The following is a 20,685-nucleotide window of genomic DNA, read 5'->3' as shown; positions in this document are numbered from 1 at the left end:
TTATGGTAGGAAGTAATCTCAAAATGGCATAGTCCCCAAGTGAGTACACTTTGAACCCATCAATGACTAATTCTCTTTATGCCCTATTTGACGCGATCGCCTCTGCTCGCGACGAGCGCGAACTTCGACTGCGGTTTATGGATGCAGTTGGCGAGCATTTTGGAGTACAGCGCTGGGGAATCTATTTCTTTGGCGAACACTCCGGCATTGCCGAGATTGATGTTCGCGGGATACCCAATGTTAGTGCTTTTGTAGAGCGCTACGAAAAAGTTGGTCGAGCCGTCGATCCGGTGTTGCGCTACGTGCTTGACTGCCATGCTCCCGCTCACGAAGAAATGGTGCTACCTCTGGGAGGTTGGAAGCATTGCGAACTTTATCAGCGCTGTTGCGCCTACTACGATCACGAACACATAATAACTGGGCCAATTGTAGGCGACGGCCGTCTTATTGGTACAGTTAATTTAGCCCGCGTTGGTGATACACCTGCATTTGGTGGTGAGGAAGTTGCTCGCTTGAGCGCGCTATGTCTTCACTTGTCAGCCCGTCTGGGAAAGTTACAGGTGCCGGAGGCAAGATTCATTTCGCCGTTAGCGAGTCGTTTGACACCGCGAGAGGTACAAATTGCGGAACTGGTAGCACAAGGACTAACGAATGCTGAGATTGGTGCAGCGCTGTGGATTACGCAGAATTCTGTCAAGCAAGCTCTTAAACGGATGTTCCGCAAACTGAATGTTTGTTCTCGCACCGAGATGATAGCGCAACTTCAAGGGATTTTAGGTTCATAGGAAATATTGTTAAAATTAGCAATCTAAAATCTCAAATTGTTTGTAAACCTGTTGTAAATACTATAAGTAAATGGCATTAGAACTAATTCAGGCTGTCGAACAAGCAGATTCTTCCGAGGGCTTGTTAAACGCAGTCAAAGCACTGGCGGCAGCTTCCTCAAAACAAGCAATTCCTACCTTAATTACAGTGCTCGGTTACAACAACCCAGGCGCCGCTGTTGCCGCCGTGGACGGGCTAATTCAACTCGGAGAACCTGCGGTGCTGCCGCTTCTAGAACAGCTTGACGGCTACAATTACGGGGCGAGAGCTTGGGCTGTTCGGGCTTTGGCGGGAATTGGCGATCCCAGGGGTTTGGAGATTTTGCTTGATGCAGCAGCGAATGACTTTGCTTTGAGCGTGCGGCGGGCGGCCGCTAGGGGTTTGGGGACGATTTGCTGGGAACTGATGCCGGCACAACAAATTGCCGATGCTCAACTTCGCGCTGTGAAAACGCTACTGCAAGCGTCCCGTGATCCAGAATGGGTGGTTCGCTACGCAGCAGCGGGGGGTTTGCAAGCTTTGGCGGGTGCTGCGACTGTTAAACCTGATTGGTTAGCCGAAGTTTCGGCCAGACTTGAGGAAATCACCCAAACCGATGAAACTACTTCGGTTAGGGCCCGGGCTTTGCTTGCTAAGGAAAAATTGTTACTTGGCTAGGGTTTGGGCGATCGTCTCTTCCAAGTCCCCTTGACTGAGAGTGGTTAATATAAAGACTTCTTGTACGGTTTTGCCCTGTCTGGCGATGATTTTAAATCCCCCGCGGATGGGTACTGACACTCTTAATGTCATGCGGGGGATGTGTCCTTTAACTTTGTTGATGACGCCCGGAGTGACAGTTTGAATGCCGATTTTTAGGGTGAGGCGCTCTAAAATTGGTATCAAACCGGGAAGGTGGGTAGAGTGATTCCAAACTAGGCGGCCTTTGGGTTGTGCGTTCATAAATATTTAACCAAATTCAACATACCCAGTCTAAGCCACCCCTGGATGGAACCAATTTGAAATTCCCTCAACTTATGTATCAATAACGTTACTGTACTGTGCGTGTCAATCGATTGCGCGATTTTAGATTTTAGATTAAAGAATTGAAGCATTGACCCCACGGATAAATTCGGGGGGCAAGTTTCATCGGATACAAGTTTTTTATTTCTGGACGGATGAATCCGGGGGCTTGTATCCTGGATGATGAAGGTCATTGCCAGCAAACCGAGGCAATCTCAAACCGACATTTTTGATTCCTGGCGCGCAAGCTAAGATTTGATGGCGCAGAATTGTCCTGTACTTTTTGATGTTGTGGGTTGGTAACTATCGATTTTTCTAGTTGAGTTGCGATCGCCCCGATCATTGCTGCGACACTGCAAGGTTTCTTGAGATAGCCGTCTGCTTTAAGTTCCAGGGCTTTTTCCATTTCGGAGGCTGTCATAAAAATAAACGGAATGCTGGCGGTTGCAGGGTGCGATCGCACGGCTGCGAATACTTCAAAACCGTCGAGTTCGGGCATCATGACATCAGACAAAATTAAATCGGGAATTTGGGCAGCTAACTCGATACCAACTTTTCCATTTTCGGCACCGACAGCTTCAAAACCGCGCGATTCCAGAAGTTCTAATACCGTTTCTCTGATTAAGTGATCGTCTTCAATTACTAATATTTTTTTCATTTGTTTGAGGTAGCTCTTTACTTTATTTTTATTGCTCTGTTATTATTGTTACAGGTTATTTTTAAATAATTCAATAGGGTTATTGCAAAAAACCGCTTTTGAATGGCAACTTTTTACGGCTTTGTGTATGCTCGAAGTTACACACAAGACTTGAGTTATCAGCAGCTTTACCTTCTGTAGTAGCGGTAGAAGTCGCTCCGGCGTACCTAGGATTGTGAACGTCTAAAATCCGGGATTCAACAGTTTATTTAAGAGAGATTCCAGCCGCCTGACTCAAAAAGTTTGTATTTGAGTGGCGATCGCAGTTACGTGTAATTAATAAATCCGCCGATGAGCTAAGCGCGAAACTCCAAGCTGTGAAGTTCACAAATTTCGGGCGATCGGGTAAAATATAACTTGGTGTAGCGCTATTAAGTGAGGAAAAAGATATGTCAGAATTTCTCGACTTTCTCAGACATCAGTTTGCCTACGTTGCCATTGGCGAATTTAAACCAGGAAAATTTGAAGCTGCAGAACAGCTTTTTGAAAAAGCCGTTGCAACTTATGCCACAGGTTTTAAGGGAGCATACCTGCTGCAATTGCCCAATACAGACAAAGGTATTGCCATCATTTTTTGGGAAAGCGTAGAAGATATGGCAGCCAATCAAAACGAAGCTTATCAGGAAATATTGAAGCAGATGACGCCTTTGTTTGCGAAAATACCAGACACTGATGTGTATGAAATTGTCAGTGAAATTCAGCCGACAACTGAATAATTAAAAAACCTGCAATCGGCGCGTCATTCCCATACCCATCGGCGTCTTTCGCCCGACTCCGCTGTAAAGCGCAAAATCTGCTAAAGTGTTAATTTGCTTGATAGTAGCAGGAGCTATATCTCCCATAATTCGGTAACTAATATCGCCGACGCAGCCAATAAATTTACTGCGAGAATCCGTACTAACTTCGGTTCGGATCTCGAAGAAACTCGGGAAAATAGCTTCTGTGAAAGTAGATTCGATCGCAAGGCTGCTGTACTTGTTCCAGCGATTCGCTAAACTGCCGAAAATACTTTCACGAGTGGGCATAGCACTATCATATACACCTTGCCGAAAATTAGTAGGAGTGTAAAAAGTAAAAGCAATTTGGCGCTCAGTTTCCGAAGCTCTCTCAAACAATTCGCCGTAAGTACAAAAGTTTACCCAAGGCTGGTCTGATTGCGGTTCGCTCAAAATATTAGTAATGTATATATTTGTCGGGCCGAGATGACAAGGGATCTCGAAATTAAGTTGCTGCCAAAGTTGAGTTAGGCGATCGAACAAACCGTCATCCAGCAGAGAAATTCGCCACCAAATCGGCGTATTTTCCTGAATTGCTTGCTTGTGTTCCCACTGTACAGCCTGCGAAATTGTGCGGGAAGCCGGAGGCAAAACTCTCTTTTGTGGCTGGGGCGTGCTGCTTTTGTAAGCCTCTTTTCTGCTTACTTGAAAAGGGCTTAAAGTGAAAGCTTTTTCATGAGATTGGTCGTGCAGGTACGCGCTCAAATCGCTGTCTACAGCACTCACAAGGTTCAAAAATAAGGCGTGGAGGTGCCGTCCCGTTAAAAACTGGGATGGAATTGGTGCAACTGGTCGCAGGTTTAAAACAAGGCTGTGGGGCATTTTAAAATTATATATACTGTGTCTCTATATATTTTCAGCTACTATTAATAGTATAGCTAAGTTGCAACTTAGATTAAGGAATTTTAATTACGTAAGGTGCACAGTGTGCACCCTACGTTTACGACCATTTGTGGGTCGTCTACACCTACGTTTAGGTTGTGATATTGAGGCAAATCTCTCTGCGGTAAATTTTTAGGCGATCGAGATTTCGGGCGACAAATAAACGTCTTGGATGGCGTGGAACAATTTTACACCTTCTTCAAAGGGACGTTGAAAAGTTTTGCGTCCGGAAATTAAGCCGCAGCCGCCAGCGCGCTTGTTGATTACCGCCGTGCGAATTGCTTCTGCAAAATCGCTTTTCCCGGAAGCACCGCCGGAGTTGATTAAACCCATCCTTCCCGCATAAGAGTTGAGCACTTGATAGCGAGTTAGATCGATCGGGTGATCCGTTGTCAAATCCGAATAAACGCGCTTGTCTGTTTTGCCGTAACTGTGGCCACTAGCTTTAGCCACAGCTTCGTAACCGTTATTGCACTCGGGCAACTTCTGCTTAATAATGTCAGCTTGAATTGTCACTCCCAAGTGATTTGCTTGCCCGGTTAAATCGGCTGCAACGTGATAATCTTTGTCTTGTTTAAAGATATCGTTGCGGAGATAGCACCACAAAATTGTCGCCATTCCGTATTCGTGAGCGTGGGCAAAAGCCTGACTGACTTCTTGGATTTGTCGCGTCGATTCGGGAGAACCAAAATAAATTGTTGCTCCGACTGCAACCGCTCCCAAATTCCAAGCTTGCTCCACTGAAGCAAACATTATTTGGTCGAATTGATTGGGATAAGTTAGCAACTCGTTGTGATTGAGCTTGACAATAAAAGGGATTTTATGCGCGTATTTGCGAGATACGCTTCCCAAAACTCCCAGGGTTGTCGCGACAGCATTGCAGCCAGCAGAGATTGCTAGTTTGATGATGTTTTCGCTGTCAAAATAGATGGGATTTGGTGCAAAAGAAGCGGCCGCTGAGTGTTCGATTCCTTGGTCTACTGGCAGGATGGATAAATAGCCAGTATTCGCCAAGCGTCCGCTAGAATAGAGTTGCTGAAGCGATCGCAAAACTTGGGGAGATCGATCGGTTTGAGCAAAAATGCGATCGACCCAATCCGGCCCCGGCAGGTGCAACAAATCTTTAGAAACTTTTGCTTGATGGGTGAGCAAGTCTTTGGCTTCGTCGCCAAGCCAAGATTCGATCGAACTGGGAACTGATAGTGTAGCTGTCATACAGATTTCCCTCTCAATTTCAATTGCAGGCTGATGATTGCAGACATTAACCTTGCTGATATTGTAGCGAAAAAATCATTTTTTCCATCCCGTCAACGCTCGACCCAGTTTTTAAGAAGTTAGCGACAACAGCAACTAGGACGCGCTACTCTATAATAAGCTGGCAGTTCAGCCGGATCTGCGCTGCCAGCGATCGCCGATCGACTCACAACTTTGCCATCACAATGTCACACACTTACTTTGATTCTGAAAACGGTCACAAATCCTTCGAGATGCCCGGTGCCAGGCCCCACTACAACCCCGATCGCCCTGGTCAAGTAGAGCACATTTTCCTCGACTTAGTGCTGAATATTCCCAAACAAAGCTTTCGTGGCACTTGTAGCATCCGCATCAATCCAGTCCGCAGCGGTATTGACAAATTAACCTTAGATGCTGTCAACCTGAATATCAAATCAGTAAAAGTCGGCGAAATTGAGCAAAATTTCGACAGCGATGGCGAAGTGCTGCAAATTCAACTACACGAATTAACAGAAGCTTACCAACCAATTACAATTGCGATCGAATACTCGGTCGAAAAACCCCAGCGCGGCCTCTATTTCGTCGGCCCGGACAAACACTATCCAGACAAACCAACACAAGTTTGGACTCAAGGCGAAGACGAAGATTCCCGCTTCTGGTTTCCCTGTTTCGACTATCCTGGACAACTCGCTACTTCGGAAATTCGAGTGCAAGTTCCGAGACAACTATTTGCTATTTCCAACGGCGAATTAATTAGTACAAAAAACGAAGGCGACGATAAAATTTATCACTGGTCCCAAACCCAGGTACACCCGACGTACTTAATGACCTTAGCAGTCGGAGATTTTGCCGAAATTAAAGACGAATGGAACGGCAAACCAGTTAATTATTACGTGGAAAGAAGCCGCGAAGCAGACGCTAAGCGCAGCATGGGCAAAACGCCTCAAATGATTCAATTCTTCTCTGAAGCATTTGGCTATCCTTACCCTTTTCCCAAATACGCTCAAGTCTGCGTCGATGATTTCATCTTCGGCGGTATGGAAAATACTTCGACAACTTTGCTGACAGATAGGTGCTTGTTAGACGAACGCGCCACCCTCGACAATCGAGGCACTGAAAGCTTAGTTGCCCACGAATTGGCTCACCAGTGGTTCGGGGATTTAGTAGTAATTAAACATTGGTCTCATGCTTGGCTAAAAGAAGGCATGGCTTCTTATTCCGAGGTGCTGTGGACTGACAAAGAATACGGCAAAGAAGACGCGGCTTACTATATGTTAAATGAAGCCCGCAATTATTTAGCTGAAGATAGTTCCCGCTACCGTCGCCCCATTGTTACTCACGTTTACCGCGAAGCCATTGAATTGTACGATCGCCACTTGTACGAAAAAGGTGCTTGCGTCTATCACATGATTCGCGCCGAGTTGGGCGACGAATTATTTTACAAAGCAATTCACACTTTTGTGCGGGATAACGCTCACAAAACTGTAGAAACCATCGATTTGCTCAGGGCGATAGAAAAGGCTACCGGTCGCAATCTCATGTTTTTGTTTGACCAGTACGTTTATCGCGGCGGCCATCCCGATTATAAGGTTGCTTATTCTTGGGACGGAGATAACAAATTAGCAAAAGTTACTGTAACACAAACTCAGGTAAAAGATAGCAAAAATGACAACGGCAACAGCAAAGATGTATTCGATCTGAAAATTCCGATCGGCTTCGGTTACAAGCCGGAAAAAGAGGCAGACGATGAAAGTTCTGCACGTTCAACCCCGAACCTAAAAACTTTCACAGTGCGAGTGTACGAACGCGAGCAAAGCTTCTATTTTCCTCTCGAAGAGAAGCCTGCATTTATCAGTTTTGATGTCGGCAATAAATACTTAAAAACTGTTGCGTTAGAGTATGGAGTTGCAGAACTAAAAGCTCAGTTGCAATTCGATCCAGACCCGGTTTCCCGGATTTACGCTGCCCAAGCTTTGGCGAAAAAGGGAGGACTGGAAGCTGTGAAAACGCTGTCAGAAGTTCTCAAGAAAGAGCCGTTCTGGGCAGTACGGGCCGAAGTTGCCGGTCAGTTAGTTGAAATTAAACTCGACCAAGTTTTTGAAGGTTTAGTAAGTGGTTTAAAAGATAAAGATGCTCGTGTTCGTCGCGCTGTGGTGAATGCGCTGGGTAAAATCCAAACTCACGAAACTTATAAAGCGCTGAGATCGATCGTCGAAAAAGGCGACGACAGCTATTATGTAGAAGCAGCAGCAGCGACAGCTATGGGCTCCATTGCAGGGGCTAACCCCGACGAAAAACCGAGCGACGAACAGGTACTGAAAGAGTTAAAATTGGTGCTGAAAGAGCGTCAGGGCTGGAATGAGGTAGTGCGATCGGGTGCGATCTCCGGTTTGGCGCAAATGAAAACTTCTGAAGATGCGCTGAATTTAATTTTGAAATACACAGCCGTCGGTACTCCGCAAGCTTTGCGCTTAGCTGCAATTCGATCGTTGGGCACAATTTCGACTGGTCAAACGAAGGTCAATTTAGAACGGATTTTGCAGCGATTGGCAGAATTATCTAAAGAGACGTTTTTCTTGACTCAAGTCTCTGTAGTAGCGGGATTAGGACAAATGCAAACTCGCAAAGCAATTCGCATTTTGCGTTCTTTAGCTGACCAAACTCCCGATGGTCGCGTTCGCCGCATGGCTGATGAAGCTGTGCAAAGAGTGCAGAAAAATGCTGGTTCTGATGCAGCGGTAAAGCAGTTGCGGGAGGAATTAGACCAGGTGAAAAAGGAGAATCAAGATTTGAGGAGTCGGATGGAAAATTTGGAGGCTAAGGCGAAGAAAGATTAGGTGTAAAACCCCATACCGGCGCAGATAAAGGCAGATATTGGCGATCGGCTTTTATCTGCTTGTCGGTAGAGGATTTCGCGCGGTTATTATAATAATATTATTGTTCAGTGGGAGTGCATGGGAATTTCCTATTTTCGACAGACAGGAAAAGCCAAATATGTTTATTCTCCACTTTATTGCTGTCTCAACTTGGGAAGTGTCGAGAATCAGGATGCTGTTTTTATTTTTTAGTTGTAAACCGTTCATGAGGTTACAGCAGCTTTTGTAGCCACAAATATTGCAGAAATCATGAGTATAAAAATCGCTTTACTGGTTGAGCAATCGGGGGTAATTCCCTATCGCATTCAAGACGGAAAAATTGAAGTAATGCTGATTACTTCTTCGGCTAGCAAGCGCTGGGTTATTCCCAAAGGATTAATTGAACCTGACATGACTCCCCAAGATTCCGCTGCCAAGGAAGCTTGGGAAGAAGCAGGTTTGTTGGGTAAAGTGTTCCCGGATTTGCTGGGAACTTACGAGTATCAAAAGTCCGGCTATACTTGTCAGGTAGAAGTATTTTTAATGCAAGTGCAAGCAGTTCTAGAAATTTGGCCGGAAGCTGGCAGGAGAAAGCGGCAGTGGGTAAGTATTCCTAAAGCAATTAAGCGGGTTAATGAACCGGAACTCAAACTCATTTTTGCGGATTTGCCGAATCGGTTCTGGTGAATAATACCCAGATTTCCGACTTCTTCAAGAAGTCGGGAATCTAATTGGTCGATCGCAAATCGAAATGACATCTTTAATCCCCAAGTACCAAAAAAATTGTCATAATAGACAAAAAGCTTCTCTATATAAATCCTTATGCCCTGTGCTGTTATTCTGACTGCTCTCTCGGTTGAGTACCTTGCCGTTCGTTCCCATCTGTCCGATCTTCAAGAAGAGATTCATCCGCAGGGGACGATTTATGAGCGGGGGAAGTTCAGCGAGCCTAATACTGTGTGGGATGTGGGTATCGTCGAAATAGGAGCCCGCAATCCCCGTTCAGCAATGGAGGCAGAAAGAGCGATCGCCCATTTCAATCCTGATGTTATTCTCTTTGTTGGAGTGGCTGGGGGAATTAAAGATGTAGCTCTTGGTGATGTCGTCGCTTCTACTAAAGTCTATGGGTATGAGTCAGGCAAAGCAGAACACACCTTCAAGCCTAGACCTGAAATCGGCTTGTCTGCCTATAGCCTGGAGCATCGAGCCAGAGCGGAAGCCAGGAGAAATGACTGGTTAAAAAGACTGTCTGTAACTGAACCAATCCCTCGCGTTTTTGTTGCGCCGATCGCAGCGGGTGAGAAGGTAATTTCCTCCACGAAATCGGAGGTTTTTCAATTTTTGCGATCGAACTATGGGGATGCCGTTGCTGTTGAAATGGAAGGATTTGGTTTCCTGGATACAGCGCGTGCCAATCAGCAGGTGTCTGCGATGGTTATTCGAGGAATTTCTGATTTGATTGATAACAAGGCTAAGGTGGATAAGACAGGCTATCAAGAAATTGCTGCCCGTCACGCTAGTGCTTTCGCATTTGAGCTGCTGGCCAAGTTTCAATCAACAGGTAAACCGTCTAACACCATTACTATCAGTCAAAGCAGTTTGAAGGAAGAGTTCCTGAATGCTTCAAAAGGCTTGTTGAAGTCGAAGCGGACGCTCGGCGACAACCAACAGATTACTCGTCCTGAATTAGAGCAACTGATCGATCGCATTGAAACAGAAACTTTTTCTAGCACCATTGTTCTGGGTGAGCCTGGCTGTGGAAAATCGGCGCTAATGGCAACTCTGGGACATTCGGCGGTAGAAGCAAAATATGTGCTGCTGGCAATTAAAGCTGACTATCTCAGCAATACAGTTAACACAATTGAAGATTTACAGCAGGATATTCAGATAAGCAGGCATCCAAAAGAAGCGGTTAAAGCGATCGCCAATACAGAGAAAGTTATTCTCTTGATAGACCAACTCGATGCTGTCTCAGAATTGCTCGATCGTCAGCCCGGACGATTGAATATGTTGCTGTCATTCATCCAATCCCTATCTGAAACTAAAAATGTTCACATTGTGGCGACTTGCCGCGAATTCGAGTTTCGTCACGGCACTCAATTTGCTCGTCTGGATTGTTTTCCACGGTTAGATCTTCAGTTACCAACATGGGAACAGATATCTCCAATTTTGGAAAAAGAGAAGCACAATCCGCACAGTATGGGAGAACCATTGCGGGAACTGCTGCGAAATCCATTTCATTTGAAAATCTTTCTGGAAATCGCTAAACCGGGTCAAGTTTTTGAATCCTTTCCAAATTTGCTGGATCAGTTGTGGAAAAAACGTATTCTTGAGGAGCCTGAAGCCGCACAATCTATTGCTTTTCTGACGAAACTGGCTGAACGCATGACTGAGAAAGAAGTCCTGTGGCTGTCGGCCACAATTGCTGATGAGAGTCCTGAAATCTGTCGTAGTCTGGAGCAATCGGGAATTTTGATTACTAACCAGGACAACTCAACGCTTGGTTTCTGCCATCAAACTTTATACGACCATACACTGGCTCGTTCTTTTGCCCGTGACTCCAAATCGCTTGCTGACTTCGTATTGGAGCGCCAGGATGGTCTTTTCATTCGACCTATTTTGCTGAGGAACCTCAACTATTTGCGTGGCACAGCCTGCCAGAAGTACCAAGGAGAAATACAAGCTTTACTCAACACCTTCAAACAACAAGTTAGATCGCATATTCGTACCTTGGTGATCGAGTTTGTCGGGGCACAGTCTAATCCCAATCCCACTGAGGCAAGGCTGCTCGTTCCCTTGCTGAATTCAGAAGAGGCAATCAAGGTTTTAGACTCAATGATGGGAAGTCCAGGTTGGTTTAGAACGTTGCGCGATCGCCCCGAATTCCTACAGTGGTTAGAGAAACCAGTAGAGCAAGCAGTTTACTGTTGTCCCCTCCTGACGGCAGCAGCAAGTTTCGCCGCCGAAGATGTCTGGAGTTTGTTAGAGGAATATTGGTTGAACGATCGAACCTATGACTTTTTAAGCATTCGAGTGCTATTCAATATTGGTCAGTGGACTCCCGAAAGGGTTTGGTTGACGCAACAGGTTATACAACGTTCAAAAATTGATTGGAATAATGTGGCTGCGATCACTGAAAGAATTGCTGAGACTCTACCCAGCCATGCTGCAAGGGTTATTCACGCCCATTTGGAGCAGCGGTTGGCACAGGCGATCTCTGAGAGCCAAATCTCTCCACCTGAATTACCGCCTGATGCTGATGAAGTACAACGTTATGCTCATGAATACAAGTATGACCCAAGAAGGCCTCTGGAGCATTTACTAAAAAGCGAAAGAGATTTCTATGAATTGGAGAAATTTGCTCAAGCAAATCCAAAAGCTTTTCTAGAATCAATCTGGTGGTGGTTCACGAATTTGGTCGATCGGATTTCAAGAGAGTTCAACCTTAATAGCCCAAGCTATCGTGAAGATTTTTTAGTCAGCCTAGATCGAGAGCCAGATATCGAGTCAGGAAAAATAATTGATGCACTGCTGTCAGCTATTTTAGAATTAGCTCGGCAAGATAGACAAGCTTTTTTGACGTTTGTAACTCAAAATTTGCAATCAGATTTAATTCTAGTTCATAGATTGCTTGCTCGTGGATTGGAAAAGATAGCCAGTCAAGAACCACAATTTATATTGAATTATTTGGTTAGCGATGGAAGACGTTTATGTCTGGGAGATAGCATAAACGGAAATCACTGTGATACAAAACGCCTTATTTCTTCTATTTGTCCACACTTATCACCTGATGACAGAGAAAAAATCGAAAATGCCATTCATCAATTTGATTACTGCCATCCCTGGGAGAACTATGAACCTGACGATCGATTCGATCTTTTGCAATACAACCGTATATATCGGCTTCAACTCTTACTTGCATTTCCTGATGAATGCTTGAGTCCGGCAGGCAAGAGGCTCAGAGATGAAGAAATTCGTGCTTTTCCTTCGGAAGTTGCAGAAGATCGATACCCCACTGTGACCGCAGCTCAAATTGTCGGACCACGCATGACTAAAGAGGAAATGAGCCGTGCCAGCGATTCGGAATTACTGAATCTGTTTGATGAATTATCCGACCAAACTAGGTGGGATCGTTCCCTGTCGGTATGGGCCAAAGATATCTCAAGGGGTGGAGGTGCCATTGAACAATCATCTGAATTTGGTAAGCTTGTCAAGAACGATCCCGATCGCTGTCTGCGGATTTTGCCTCAACTTCAGCCACAGCGCCATGAAAGTTATGCGGGAAATGCCATAGTTAATCTTTCCGAAATAGAGTTTCCAGCTAGCAAATTGATTCAAATTGTCGAAGAACTTAATCAACGCGGCTTTAGTTCGGAATATTTTCGTGATTATGCTGCCGGTGCGCTGGAAAAAATCGCCGAGCCCAATCAAGGATTGCCATTACCAGTCCTAGCCCTTCTAGAAAGTTGGCTACCTACGCATACCAAACCAGAATTGGAGTATTACCAGAGCAAAGATGAGCGTCACTCCGATTTAAAATCACCCATCCTATTCGGCTTGGGAGGCTCTCATATCTTACCCGGTGGTCGAGGCAATATTGTACGAGCGATCGCCGAAGGGTATCTCAGGCAAAATCCCCCAAATTTAGAAGGTTGGGAAAAATTTATCCGCTCGCAATTGGGTGTAGAACCTCACCCAGCAGTATGGGTTTATATATTAAGGCAAATGCAGCCCTTGTTGAATGGCGATCGCGCACAAGCTACAGAATTGTTTGACACTGTTATCCACAACTACCCAGAGGTTTTGCAATATCAATTTGCACTCTATTTCATTGCACACACAGTTGGATGGTTTGAACCCAAAGAAACTGTACAGAGTTGGCTGGAAATGCTTCGGGCTAATAACTCCAACTTTTCTCAACAAGCCTATGGTGAATTGCTACTAATTCAATACTTTCAATATCAGGATGAATGGTCAGTTGAGAGGATTCGCCATCACCTTGCCACTCAAGACAATGAAGCAATTCTTTGCGGACTCGCTCACGCAGCAAGTCATCTATGGGTTCAACAAAGATGTCGGGCGATCGCAGCAGAGATTCTCTATACCCTTGCTTCTTCTTCTAGCGAATCTATCCAGCACGCTGTAGCAAGCGTTTTCCGCTGGAGTCGCGATCGCTTTCAACTGAATCCTGGAATGTTGAAGATCGTTGAAGCAATCTGCAAGAACCGGGGCGCACTTTTGGCAGCGGCCAACGATCTGACTGAAATTATTGAAACAAAGAATTTAGTGGACAACAATCCTGAGATTGTGGTTAAAGTTTGTCAGAGTTTGATTAGCATTTTTGCAGACCTCACCAATCCAGCACCAGCAACAGCATTCATCGCAGAAAGTTTAACGACAATTGCCATTCAACTACATCGTCAGCCCCTATATCGCGACATGGGTTTACAGATATTCGAGGATCTACTTGCCTTAAATCTCAGAGAAACTCGCTCTGCATTGGAAACACTCGACCGAAAACCGAATCGATTTGGTTTATACATCGCTCCCAGAAGAAGGTTGCGTAGCCGCCGCACCGACCATCATTGAATGCGATTGACCACAAAAGCATTTCTCCTCACTCAGACCTCCAGAATAGGTGAAATCAGGGACAATGACAGTAAAACCCACTCCAAGAACAAAATGACTGAAGAAGACCCCATCCTGAAAATCTGGTTGCTAGAATACGACAAACTCAAAGCCGAGCAAACCCAGCGGATTGGTTTCCGAGACAACCTCCTCTACGTCACCTTGGGTTTGTTCGGTACAATCGTGTCCTTTGCAGCTTCCAACTCCGCCAACTACTACGCCTTTCTAATCCTCCCCTGGGCTTCCTTGATTCTCGGCTGGACTTACCTAGTAAACGATGAAAAGATAAGTGCGATCGGGCGCTACATTCGGCTTACCTTGGTCGAAAAGGTGAAAGAAAAGACCGGACACCCAGACGTAGAATCTCTATTTGGTTGGGAAATTGCCCACCGCAGCGATCGCCACCGATCGCGCCGCAAAATCGAGCAACTTATTGTTGATGAAATTACCTTCGTCGTGTCAGGAATCATTACCCTGATTTCCTTCTGGGTCTTAGTACCTGGCACACCTTTAGCTATCAATATTTTGGGTGGAGTTGAGCTACTCCTCCTGCTGATCTTGGGTTGGGAAATCATCGTCTACGCTGACTTGGCAAAGGGGCGATAAATCCATTGACTGGCGATGGCTGCAAATCCCAGAGAAATTGCAGCAAAAAGTCCAGATGCCTTGTAAAGCCCGCTTAGAAGTCTCCGGGATTCGTAAAGGTTCTGACAGCATTATTCAAGCCAGAGTTAACATTAAATTAGAACAAATCCGCCCTTCAGATGACGTAGCTCCTGGCTATGTATCTGTAATTGAGTTCGGTACTCCCAAAGCACGGATCGTCAAAAAATGCAGACCGTAGAAGCCCTTCACCATGAAGCAATGGAACTGGTCGATCGAGCAGTTCTCGCCCGTCAGTGCGGTGATATCGACCAAGTGACTGCACTCACCAGAGCCGCCTTTGCGAAAGAACGGGCGGCAGCAGATTTAGTAGCAAACGAATGGGATTTTGAGCCTACTCGTTCTATACTGCATCGCAGCGCCGCCGTACTTGCCATTGAGTGTGCCAAACTTCAGGGGGCGACAAGCGCCCCTGAACCTTTACAGTGGTCTGTTTTCGCGCGATCATAGAATTCAAAAAATTTTCGGCTTATTGACAAAATAATCTCAAGAGTGAAAAAGTACCCAGTTGTGATAAAAAAGAAGGGTCTCGCTAATACCACAAGACCCCAATTAATAAAATGTTACCCTCATTCTATCACGACCTACTGGAAAAATACCTAAGCCCAACACAATTACTTACTCTTCAAATGTTGGTATGGTTGTTACAGACTCAAAAAGAAGTCAGAATAGAACGATTAGCGGCCACCCTGCAATTGCCGATCTTACAAAGTAGTCGCCGCCGTCACATACAACGATTTCTAAAGATTAAAGCGCTCAGCATACTTGTGCTGTGGTTCCCGATCATCAAAGAGGTGATATCCCGTCAGCTCAAGGCCGCAAGTCAATTAGTCATTGCATTAGATAGAACCCAATGGAAAGAATATAACGTTTTAATGGTAAGTGCGATCGTTCAAAAAAGGGCGTTTCCTATATTCTGGACGTTGTTAGATAAACGTGGGGCGTCTAATTTGGTCGAACAGCAACAAGTATTACGCCCAGTAATTCGGCTGTTAAAAAGATATAAATTAGTCATTGTTGGCGATCGCGAATTTCATAGCATAGAGCTAGCACAATGGTTACACCGTCAGCGTTTGAGTTTTGTCCTCCGTCAAAAATGCAGTACGACTTTCCGAGAAAAAAAACAACCATTTCAATCCCTAGATACCATTCCCGTTCAACCAGGAATTCATTTTTTCTATCCGAAAGTTGGTTTCACTCAAAAGAAAGGCTTTTCTCGATTTAACTTAGCTGCTTATTGGAAGAGGAAATATCGAGGCAAACAAGAAGATGAACCTTGGTATCTGTTAACTAATCTGCCGGATTGGAAAAGTGCGGTCGGAGTTTATAGCAAACGTTACGGTATCGAAGCAATGTTTAAAGACTGTAAAACCGGAGGATATAACCTAGAGGGTTCTCAAGCATCACCTGATAAATTGATTGTTTTAATGATTTTAATCGCCTTAGCGATGACTTCGGCGTGGTTAAAAGGGAAAAGAACTCAGCTTCAAGGACAAGAAAAATATGTATGTCGTCCTCAAGAGCCAGATAGAAATAGAAGAAGACATAGCAAGTTTTGGATTGGTTTATATGGCGAAAATTGGTTAATTGCTGTTGACTCCTGTCAGGAGTGGGTAGAGTCGATGCTGAGTTTAGTTCGCAATAAAAAGTCATTTTATCGGAAGGGGCTGAGAGCCATAAAGCTTATAGGGCAAGCATTATAGCCTCATTGTCGCCCCCTGAAGTGCCAAACTCCGGGAAGCAGAACGGCTGATTGGACGCGCCCTCGCAGGCAACCCTGCCACGGACATTGCTGATGAACTGCGTGACCTGCTTATAGAAGAAATTTACTCGCAGCGCCAAGCGATTGGAGCTTAATTTATTTAAGCGTTAGCTGACAGAAAAGGAATGCTTTCGGCTAAGTTATCCTTAACTTCAATTCCCTGTTTTTTTGCCCAAAACTGGCTCAAAAAGTGAATTTGCCGCAAGCCGACAACTAAATTTAAACCGGGTACAAAAATCCACCAAACTGTTAGCGGTTCTTTGATTCCTTCTTGGCGGTACAATTCGTTAACTGTGTTGTAAAGTTTGAACTGCACGATGTAAATCCAAGCAATACCGAGCAAGGAAAACCAACCAAACCATCCGGGAACGTCAGGGTCGAATATCCGCAAAGCTTGGGGGACGGCTACTCCTAAAACAAAAGGAAGCAAGCAAAGGGTTCCCGACCAACCGCTGCCGTTATAGCGACGCAATTCTTCTTGAATAATCCATTTGTACCATCCGTAATATAGCAGCAAGCTGACTCCCGACAGCAAAATTAGTCGCCACAAAGAGCGGGGTTTACCTAAAGGTTTGTCGGACATATTTAGATGTAAGATATGAATGGCTATCTTGATTGTATTAACATTTGTTAATTATTGCAAAATCATTTCTCGAATCGATCGCGCTGTTGCAGGGGCCAGCAGAACACCGTTGCGATAGTGGCCACTGGCGATGAGAACGCGATCGTTACCGGGAAGCGTCTCGATAATTGGGGCCGGCCGCCCTTCCGGTCGCGGGCGCAATCCCGACCATTTCCTGATAATTTCAGCTTCTGCTAAGGCCGGACAAAGTGCGATCGCCCTCGCCATCACTTGCGCCAACATATCAGCCTTCGCCTGAATTTCCCCGCCATTTTCTGAAAACTCCAACGTCGCCCCCACCCAATATTCCTGATTTTCCAAAGGCACAATGTGAACGTCATCGCAAGTAATTACCGGCCTAAAATCTGGGTTTCCTAAAGGCTTGGCCGATCGCAAATGCAGCGCTTGTCCCAACACCGGGCGAATGTCAACCAACTGATTTAAGGATGCAGTCACAGCAGCAGAACCCAAACCAGCCGCCACAATTACTCGATCGAACTCCAAACTAGCAGCAATCGCCGCTGCTTCAACGGGCACGCCAAACTCAAAAATCGCCCCCTTTCGTTCAGCAGCATCAACCAAAGCCAAAGTTAGCGCCGTCGGATCGACTTGCCGGTCTTGAGGCGAATAAATCGCAGCAATAATCTGATCATTTAAAGAGAGATGAGGACAGAGTTCGCGCACTCGTTCCACATCCCAAAGTTCCAATTGCCAACCTTGAGACTGGCGAGTGGCTATCAACTTTTCCCACTTACTTAAATCCTCTCCCTCCGAACAAAGCATTAAAATTCCTTGTTGGTTAAAAGGAATTTTTCGCCCCGTAACTGCTTCCAATTCTGGAATCAAAGTTTCGTAGCGCTGAAGGCTGGTTTCCCTCAACTGCCAATTTCTACCCTTAGTTTTGTGGCTGATAACTCCCATCAAAACACCGAGTGCAGCGCCAGTAGAACCTTGTGCCGGCGGCTGTTTGTCGAACCCAGTAACTTTCAGTTCGGGAAATTGACTTAGTTCAAAGGCGATCGAAGCCCCAATAATACCGCAACCAATAATTGCAACGCGAATCATTCAATTTTAGATTTTAGATTTTAGATTTTAGATTTTAGATTTTAGATTTTATAGACGTTTCTGGTAGTTTTTCGTAGGGTACACACGGAGCACATTATCTTCTCGGTGAGCCGTGTGTACCCTATTCCAAGCCCTCAAGCTATTAAGCTTTAGGAATTAGCTGCAAAAAGGTATCGAAATCATTGACAGCTTTTTGATAGCTGGTCGTGACTTTTGCATAGTCAAGCTCTTTAGCAGCCAGATCAATGTTAACCAACTCGGTAAACAAACTCTTAGTTAAATCAACAGCTTGTTGTTGAGAACTAGGCAACAAACTCGCAGAGACGGTTTTCATCGTGTTCCGCAAGTCGCCTAGAGGCCCGTGAATGTAAGTTCGGGTATCAACCCAATTCCGTTTTTGAATTAGGGTTCCCAGTCTATCCATGCGCGATCGCAACTCTGTCAGGGTAGGAACATAGCGCTGAATTTGCTGGGTCTGGGCTGCTGTGTAAGTCGTTGGAACTTTTGCTTCGACACTGCTGCAACTAACCAGAAATGCCATCAAAAACGCCATCATCAAGGCAAAAATTGAACGGGGACGAGTCATATCGATTTTAGATTTTAGATTTTAGATTTCTCGTTCTCAGGCTCTGCCTGGGAATGCAGCTCGGCGAGGAGCTGGTTCACTGACCTAGCACCGAGAGTTATGTACAAAATATTATTTTACCTCCTGGCGACGCAGAAAAGTGATCACAGCATTGCCAACTTTTTCTGACCAATGTTCTTGAGGATAATGCCCCGCTTGTTCCAGTGTGACTAACTCTGCATTTTGCAGGGAACCGACTAGCTTTTGAACAGGTTCAACACTCAGCCAAGGATCGGTCAAACCCCAGACAAATAAAGTTGGTCGAGTCCATCCTTTCAAGCCGGATTCAATTTCTGCCATTGACTGCGGCAATTGAATATTGCGGACAGTATTCATCAGCGATCGACCTGCATCCGAACTCTTCAAAAACGGGCGGCGGTAAACATCTAAATCCTTGTCTGATATTGTCTGGCGGCTGCCACCTTCGAGAGTTCTGTCAACCAATAGCGGGTCTTGCGTCATCATGTCGCCAATAAAAGGCAGCCCCAACTGCTGCATTTTCCAAGGCAACTTGATATCTGCTGAAACCGGTGTATTTATAACAGCTAAACGCTCAATTTTATCGGGATTGCGTAAAGCGTATTGAATCCCGGCTGAAGCTAAAAATCCTTGGACAACGAGGTAAAATCGGTCTAATTCTATAGCTTGAATAAAGCCAGCGAGGGCGTCAATAAAAGCATCGGGAGTGTAGGCAAAGTCGCGCTTGTCTGGTTTTGTCGATCGCCCGTAACCCACCCAATCGGGGGCGATCGATCTAAATCCCTGGGCCGCCAAATCCGGCATCATTACAGTCCAGGTAAAACTCTGGGACGGCAAACCGTGCAGCAGCAGTACGGGGGGTTTACCAGTTTCGTTAACCGGATTTGTTTCCCGATAAAACCATTGCAGCGGGCCTACTTCAACTATTTTCTCATCAATTAACATTATTTTACTGGTTATTTATCAAAGAATAAGGCGGGGAATACCCGCCCTACTTACCTAATAGTTGGGTGTGCACAGATCACCTTACCCAACTAATTACAGCCGCGTTTAGAAATTCATTTCAGCAGCTTGAACTTTTTCGACCTGTTTCTTCTTGAGAACCAGCATAATTTGAGCCAGCATGGTCAAAGCTACGAAAGCCATCAATCCTTTAACTCGATCGGCACTTTGCAGCACAATCTCTACGTCTTTTTGACCGAAGCCGCCCACATTAGGATTGTTCGTCAAAAGTTCGCCTGCTGCAACTGTTTGTCCTTCGGTAACAATCAGTTCTGGGCCTGCGGGAATCGTATCAACAACGGCTGCACCTTCTGCAGGTTGAATTGTCACTTGATAACCGCCATCTTCCTGTTGAGCAATCTTAGAAATGGTGCCAGCTACCGAAGCATTGTAAACAGTATTATTGCTCTTTTCGCCAGTAGGATAAACCTGACCGCGACCGCGGTTGCCACCAACATAAATTTGGTATTTGCCGTAGTGAACCGACTTGTCAGTTTCCGGATTCGGCGACAAAACTGGGAATACCAATTCTTTGTACTGTTCTCCCGGTACTGGGCCCACTAAAACAATATTTTCTTGGGTTTCGCTGTAAGGTTGGAAGTAAAGATCGCCGACTTTTTCCTTCATTTCTTCGGGAATTCTGTCAGCGGGAGCAATCTTGAAACCTTCGGGCAACATCACAACTGCGCCGACATTCAAGCCACCTTTGCTGCCGTCGCCGACAACTTGTTGCACGCTAGTATCGTAGGGAATCTTGACAATAGCTTCAAACACTGTGTCAGGTAAAACAGATTGCGGCACTTCAACTTGAGTCGGTTTTGCACCGAGGTGACAGTTAGCGCAAACAATGCGACCTGTTGCTTCGCGGGGAGTAGCGGGTGCTGTTTGCTGAGCCCAGAAAGGGTAAGCAAATGCTGCTTGGGGAAGTGCGATGTCGCTGGTGAGGAAAAATCCTGCGGCTACGATCGCAATTAAGGCTGTTTTCGCGATCGTCCTGGCACTGCGGCGAAATATCGCAGATAAATTAGTTTGTGGCATTAGAGTATTCAATCTCAAAGGTCAGACAATTTTG

General features: G+C 45.4%; 19 protein-coding genes. 10 read left to right on the top strand and 9 right to left on the bottom strand.

Going from position 1 to position 20,685, the window contains the following annotated elements:
• The first annotated feature begins 62 nt into the window (after positions 1 to 62).
• Entirely contained in the window at positions 63 to 785 is a 723-nt protein-coding gene (locus tag QUA70_RS01735; protein ID WP_333344870.1) for a LuxR C-terminal-related transcriptional regulator, read from the top strand.
• A 70-nt stretch (positions 786 to 855) separates the two neighbouring features.
• Entirely contained in the window at positions 856 to 1,482 is a 627-nt protein-coding gene (locus QUA70_RS01730) for a HEAT repeat domain-containing protein (protein WP_333330857.1), read from the top strand.
• On the opposite strand, the gene QUA70_RS01725 is transcribed toward QUA70_RS01730, so the two are convergent.
• Complete coding sequence (locus QUA70_RS01725) at positions 1,471 to 1,764, bottom strand: DUF2103 domain-containing protein (RefSeq protein WP_190732612.1); 294 nt, start codon at positions 1,762 to 1,764, stop codon at positions 1,471 to 1,473. The genes QUA70_RS01730 and QUA70_RS01725 overlap by 12 nt on opposite strands.
• A 250-nt stretch (positions 1,765 to 2,014) precedes the next feature.
• Entirely contained in the window at positions 2,015 to 2,482 is a 468-nt protein-coding gene (locus QUA70_RS01720; protein ID WP_333330854.1) for a response regulator, read from the bottom strand.
• Between the two features lie 428 nt (positions 2,483 to 2,910).
• On the opposite strand from QUA70_RS01720, the gene QUA70_RS01715 reads away from it, so the two are divergent.
• On the top strand, positions 2,911 to 3,237 hold the full coding sequence (locus QUA70_RS01715; protein ID WP_333330851.1) for an antibiotic biosynthesis monooxygenase: 327 nt from the start codon (positions 2,911 to 2,913) through the stop codon (positions 3,235 to 3,237).
• Here QUA70_RS01715 and cas6 read toward each other — a convergent pair whose 3' ends face one another.
• Complete coding sequence (cas6, locus tag QUA70_RS01710) at positions 3,238 to 4,119, bottom strand: CRISPR-associated endoribonuclease Cas6 (RefSeq protein WP_333330847.1); 882 nt, start codon at positions 4,117 to 4,119, stop codon at positions 3,238 to 3,240.
• Between the two features lie 192 nt (positions 4,120 to 4,311).
• On the bottom strand, positions 4,312 to 5,394 hold the full coding sequence (locus tag QUA70_RS01705) for a class I fructose-bisphosphate aldolase (RefSeq protein WP_333344868.1): 1,083 nt from the start codon (positions 5,392 to 5,394) through the stop codon (positions 4,312 to 4,314).
• A 224-nt stretch (positions 5,395 to 5,618) separates the two neighbouring features.
• Between QUA70_RS01705 and QUA70_RS01700 the strand changes: the two genes are divergently transcribed.
• From QUA70_RS01700 to QUA70_RS01670, 7 genes are all read left to right on the top strand, one after another.
• Entirely contained in the window at positions 5,619 to 8,249 is a 2,631-nt protein-coding gene (locus tag QUA70_RS01700; RefSeq protein WP_333344867.1) for a M1 family metallopeptidase, read from the top strand.
• 288 nt (positions 8,250 to 8,537) lie between these two features.
• Positions 8,538 to 8,954 carry an NUDIX hydrolase gene (locus QUA70_RS01695; RefSeq protein WP_333344865.1) on the top strand — a complete coding sequence of 139 codons (417 nt, stop codon included), beginning with the start codon at positions 8,538 to 8,540 and terminating at the stop codon, positions 8,952 to 8,954.
• Between the two features lie 135 nt (positions 8,955 to 9,089).
• A complete protein-coding gene (locus tag QUA70_RS01690; RefSeq protein WP_333344863.1) occupies positions 9,090 to 13,856 on the top strand; it encodes a phosphorylase family protein in 4,767 nt (1,588 codons plus the stop codon).
• A 93-nt stretch (positions 13,857 to 13,949) separates the two neighbouring features.
• Entirely contained in the window at positions 13,950 to 14,501 is a 552-nt protein-coding gene (locus tag QUA70_RS01685; protein WP_333344861.1) for a hypothetical protein, read from the top strand.
• 55 nt (positions 14,502 to 14,556) lie between these two features.
• Positions 14,557 to 14,739, top strand: a complete 183-nt coding sequence (locus tag QUA70_RS01680; RefSeq protein ID WP_333153339.1) for a hypothetical protein — start codon at positions 14,557 to 14,559, stop codon at positions 14,737 to 14,739.
• Complete coding sequence (locus QUA70_RS01675) at positions 14,727 to 15,008, top strand: hypothetical protein (protein WP_333344859.1); 282 nt, start codon at positions 14,727 to 14,729, stop codon at positions 15,006 to 15,008. Before QUA70_RS01680 ends, QUA70_RS01675 begins: the two co-directional genes overlap by 13 nt.
• A 110-nt stretch (positions 15,009 to 15,118) precedes the next feature.
• Entirely contained in the window at positions 15,119 to 16,261 is a 1,143-nt protein-coding gene (locus QUA70_RS01670) for an IS4 family transposase (RefSeq protein ID WP_333344857.1), read from the top strand.
• A gap of 159 nt (positions 16,262 to 16,420) precedes the next feature.
• On the opposite strand, the gene QUA70_RS01665 is transcribed toward QUA70_RS01670, so the two are convergent.
• The 5 genes from QUA70_RS01665 to petA form a co-directional block, all read right to left on the bottom strand.
• Positions 16,421 to 16,903 (bottom strand): hypothetical protein, encoded by a 483-nt coding sequence (locus tag QUA70_RS01665; protein WP_333344855.1) that lies wholly within the window; start codon positions 16,901 to 16,903, stop codon positions 16,421 to 16,423.
• A 51-nt stretch (positions 16,904 to 16,954) separates the two neighbouring features.
• Positions 16,955 to 18,007 carry an FAD-dependent oxidoreductase gene (locus tag QUA70_RS01660; RefSeq protein WP_333344853.1) on the bottom strand — a complete coding sequence of 351 codons (1,053 nt, stop codon included), beginning with the start codon at positions 18,005 to 18,007 and terminating at the stop codon, positions 16,955 to 16,957.
• A gap of 142 nt (positions 18,008 to 18,149) precedes the next feature.
• Positions 18,150 to 18,593 (bottom strand): photosystem II protein PsbQ, encoded by a 444-nt coding sequence (psbQ, locus tag QUA70_RS01655; protein ID WP_333344851.1) that lies wholly within the window; start codon positions 18,591 to 18,593, stop codon positions 18,150 to 18,152.
• Between the two features lie 111 nt (positions 18,594 to 18,704).
• Complete coding sequence (locus QUA70_RS01650; RefSeq protein ID WP_333330820.1) at positions 18,705 to 19,556, bottom strand: alpha/beta fold hydrolase; 852 nt, start codon at positions 19,554 to 19,556, stop codon at positions 18,705 to 18,707.
• A 105-nt stretch (positions 19,557 to 19,661) separates the two neighbouring features.
• Complete coding sequence (gene petA, locus QUA70_RS01645; protein WP_333330818.1) at positions 19,662 to 20,651, bottom strand: cytochrome f; 990 nt, start codon at positions 20,649 to 20,651, stop codon at positions 19,662 to 19,664.
• Positions 20,652 to 20,685: the final 34 nt, after the last annotated feature.

This window comes from Microcoleus sp. LAD1_D5 (assembly GCF_036702115.1).
GTDB lineage: Bacteria > Cyanobacteriota > Cyanobacteriia > Cyanobacteriales > Microcoleaceae > Microcoleus.
Note: the sequence above shows the minus strand (reverse complement) of the source record. Positions and strands in the feature narration are given on the sequence as shown.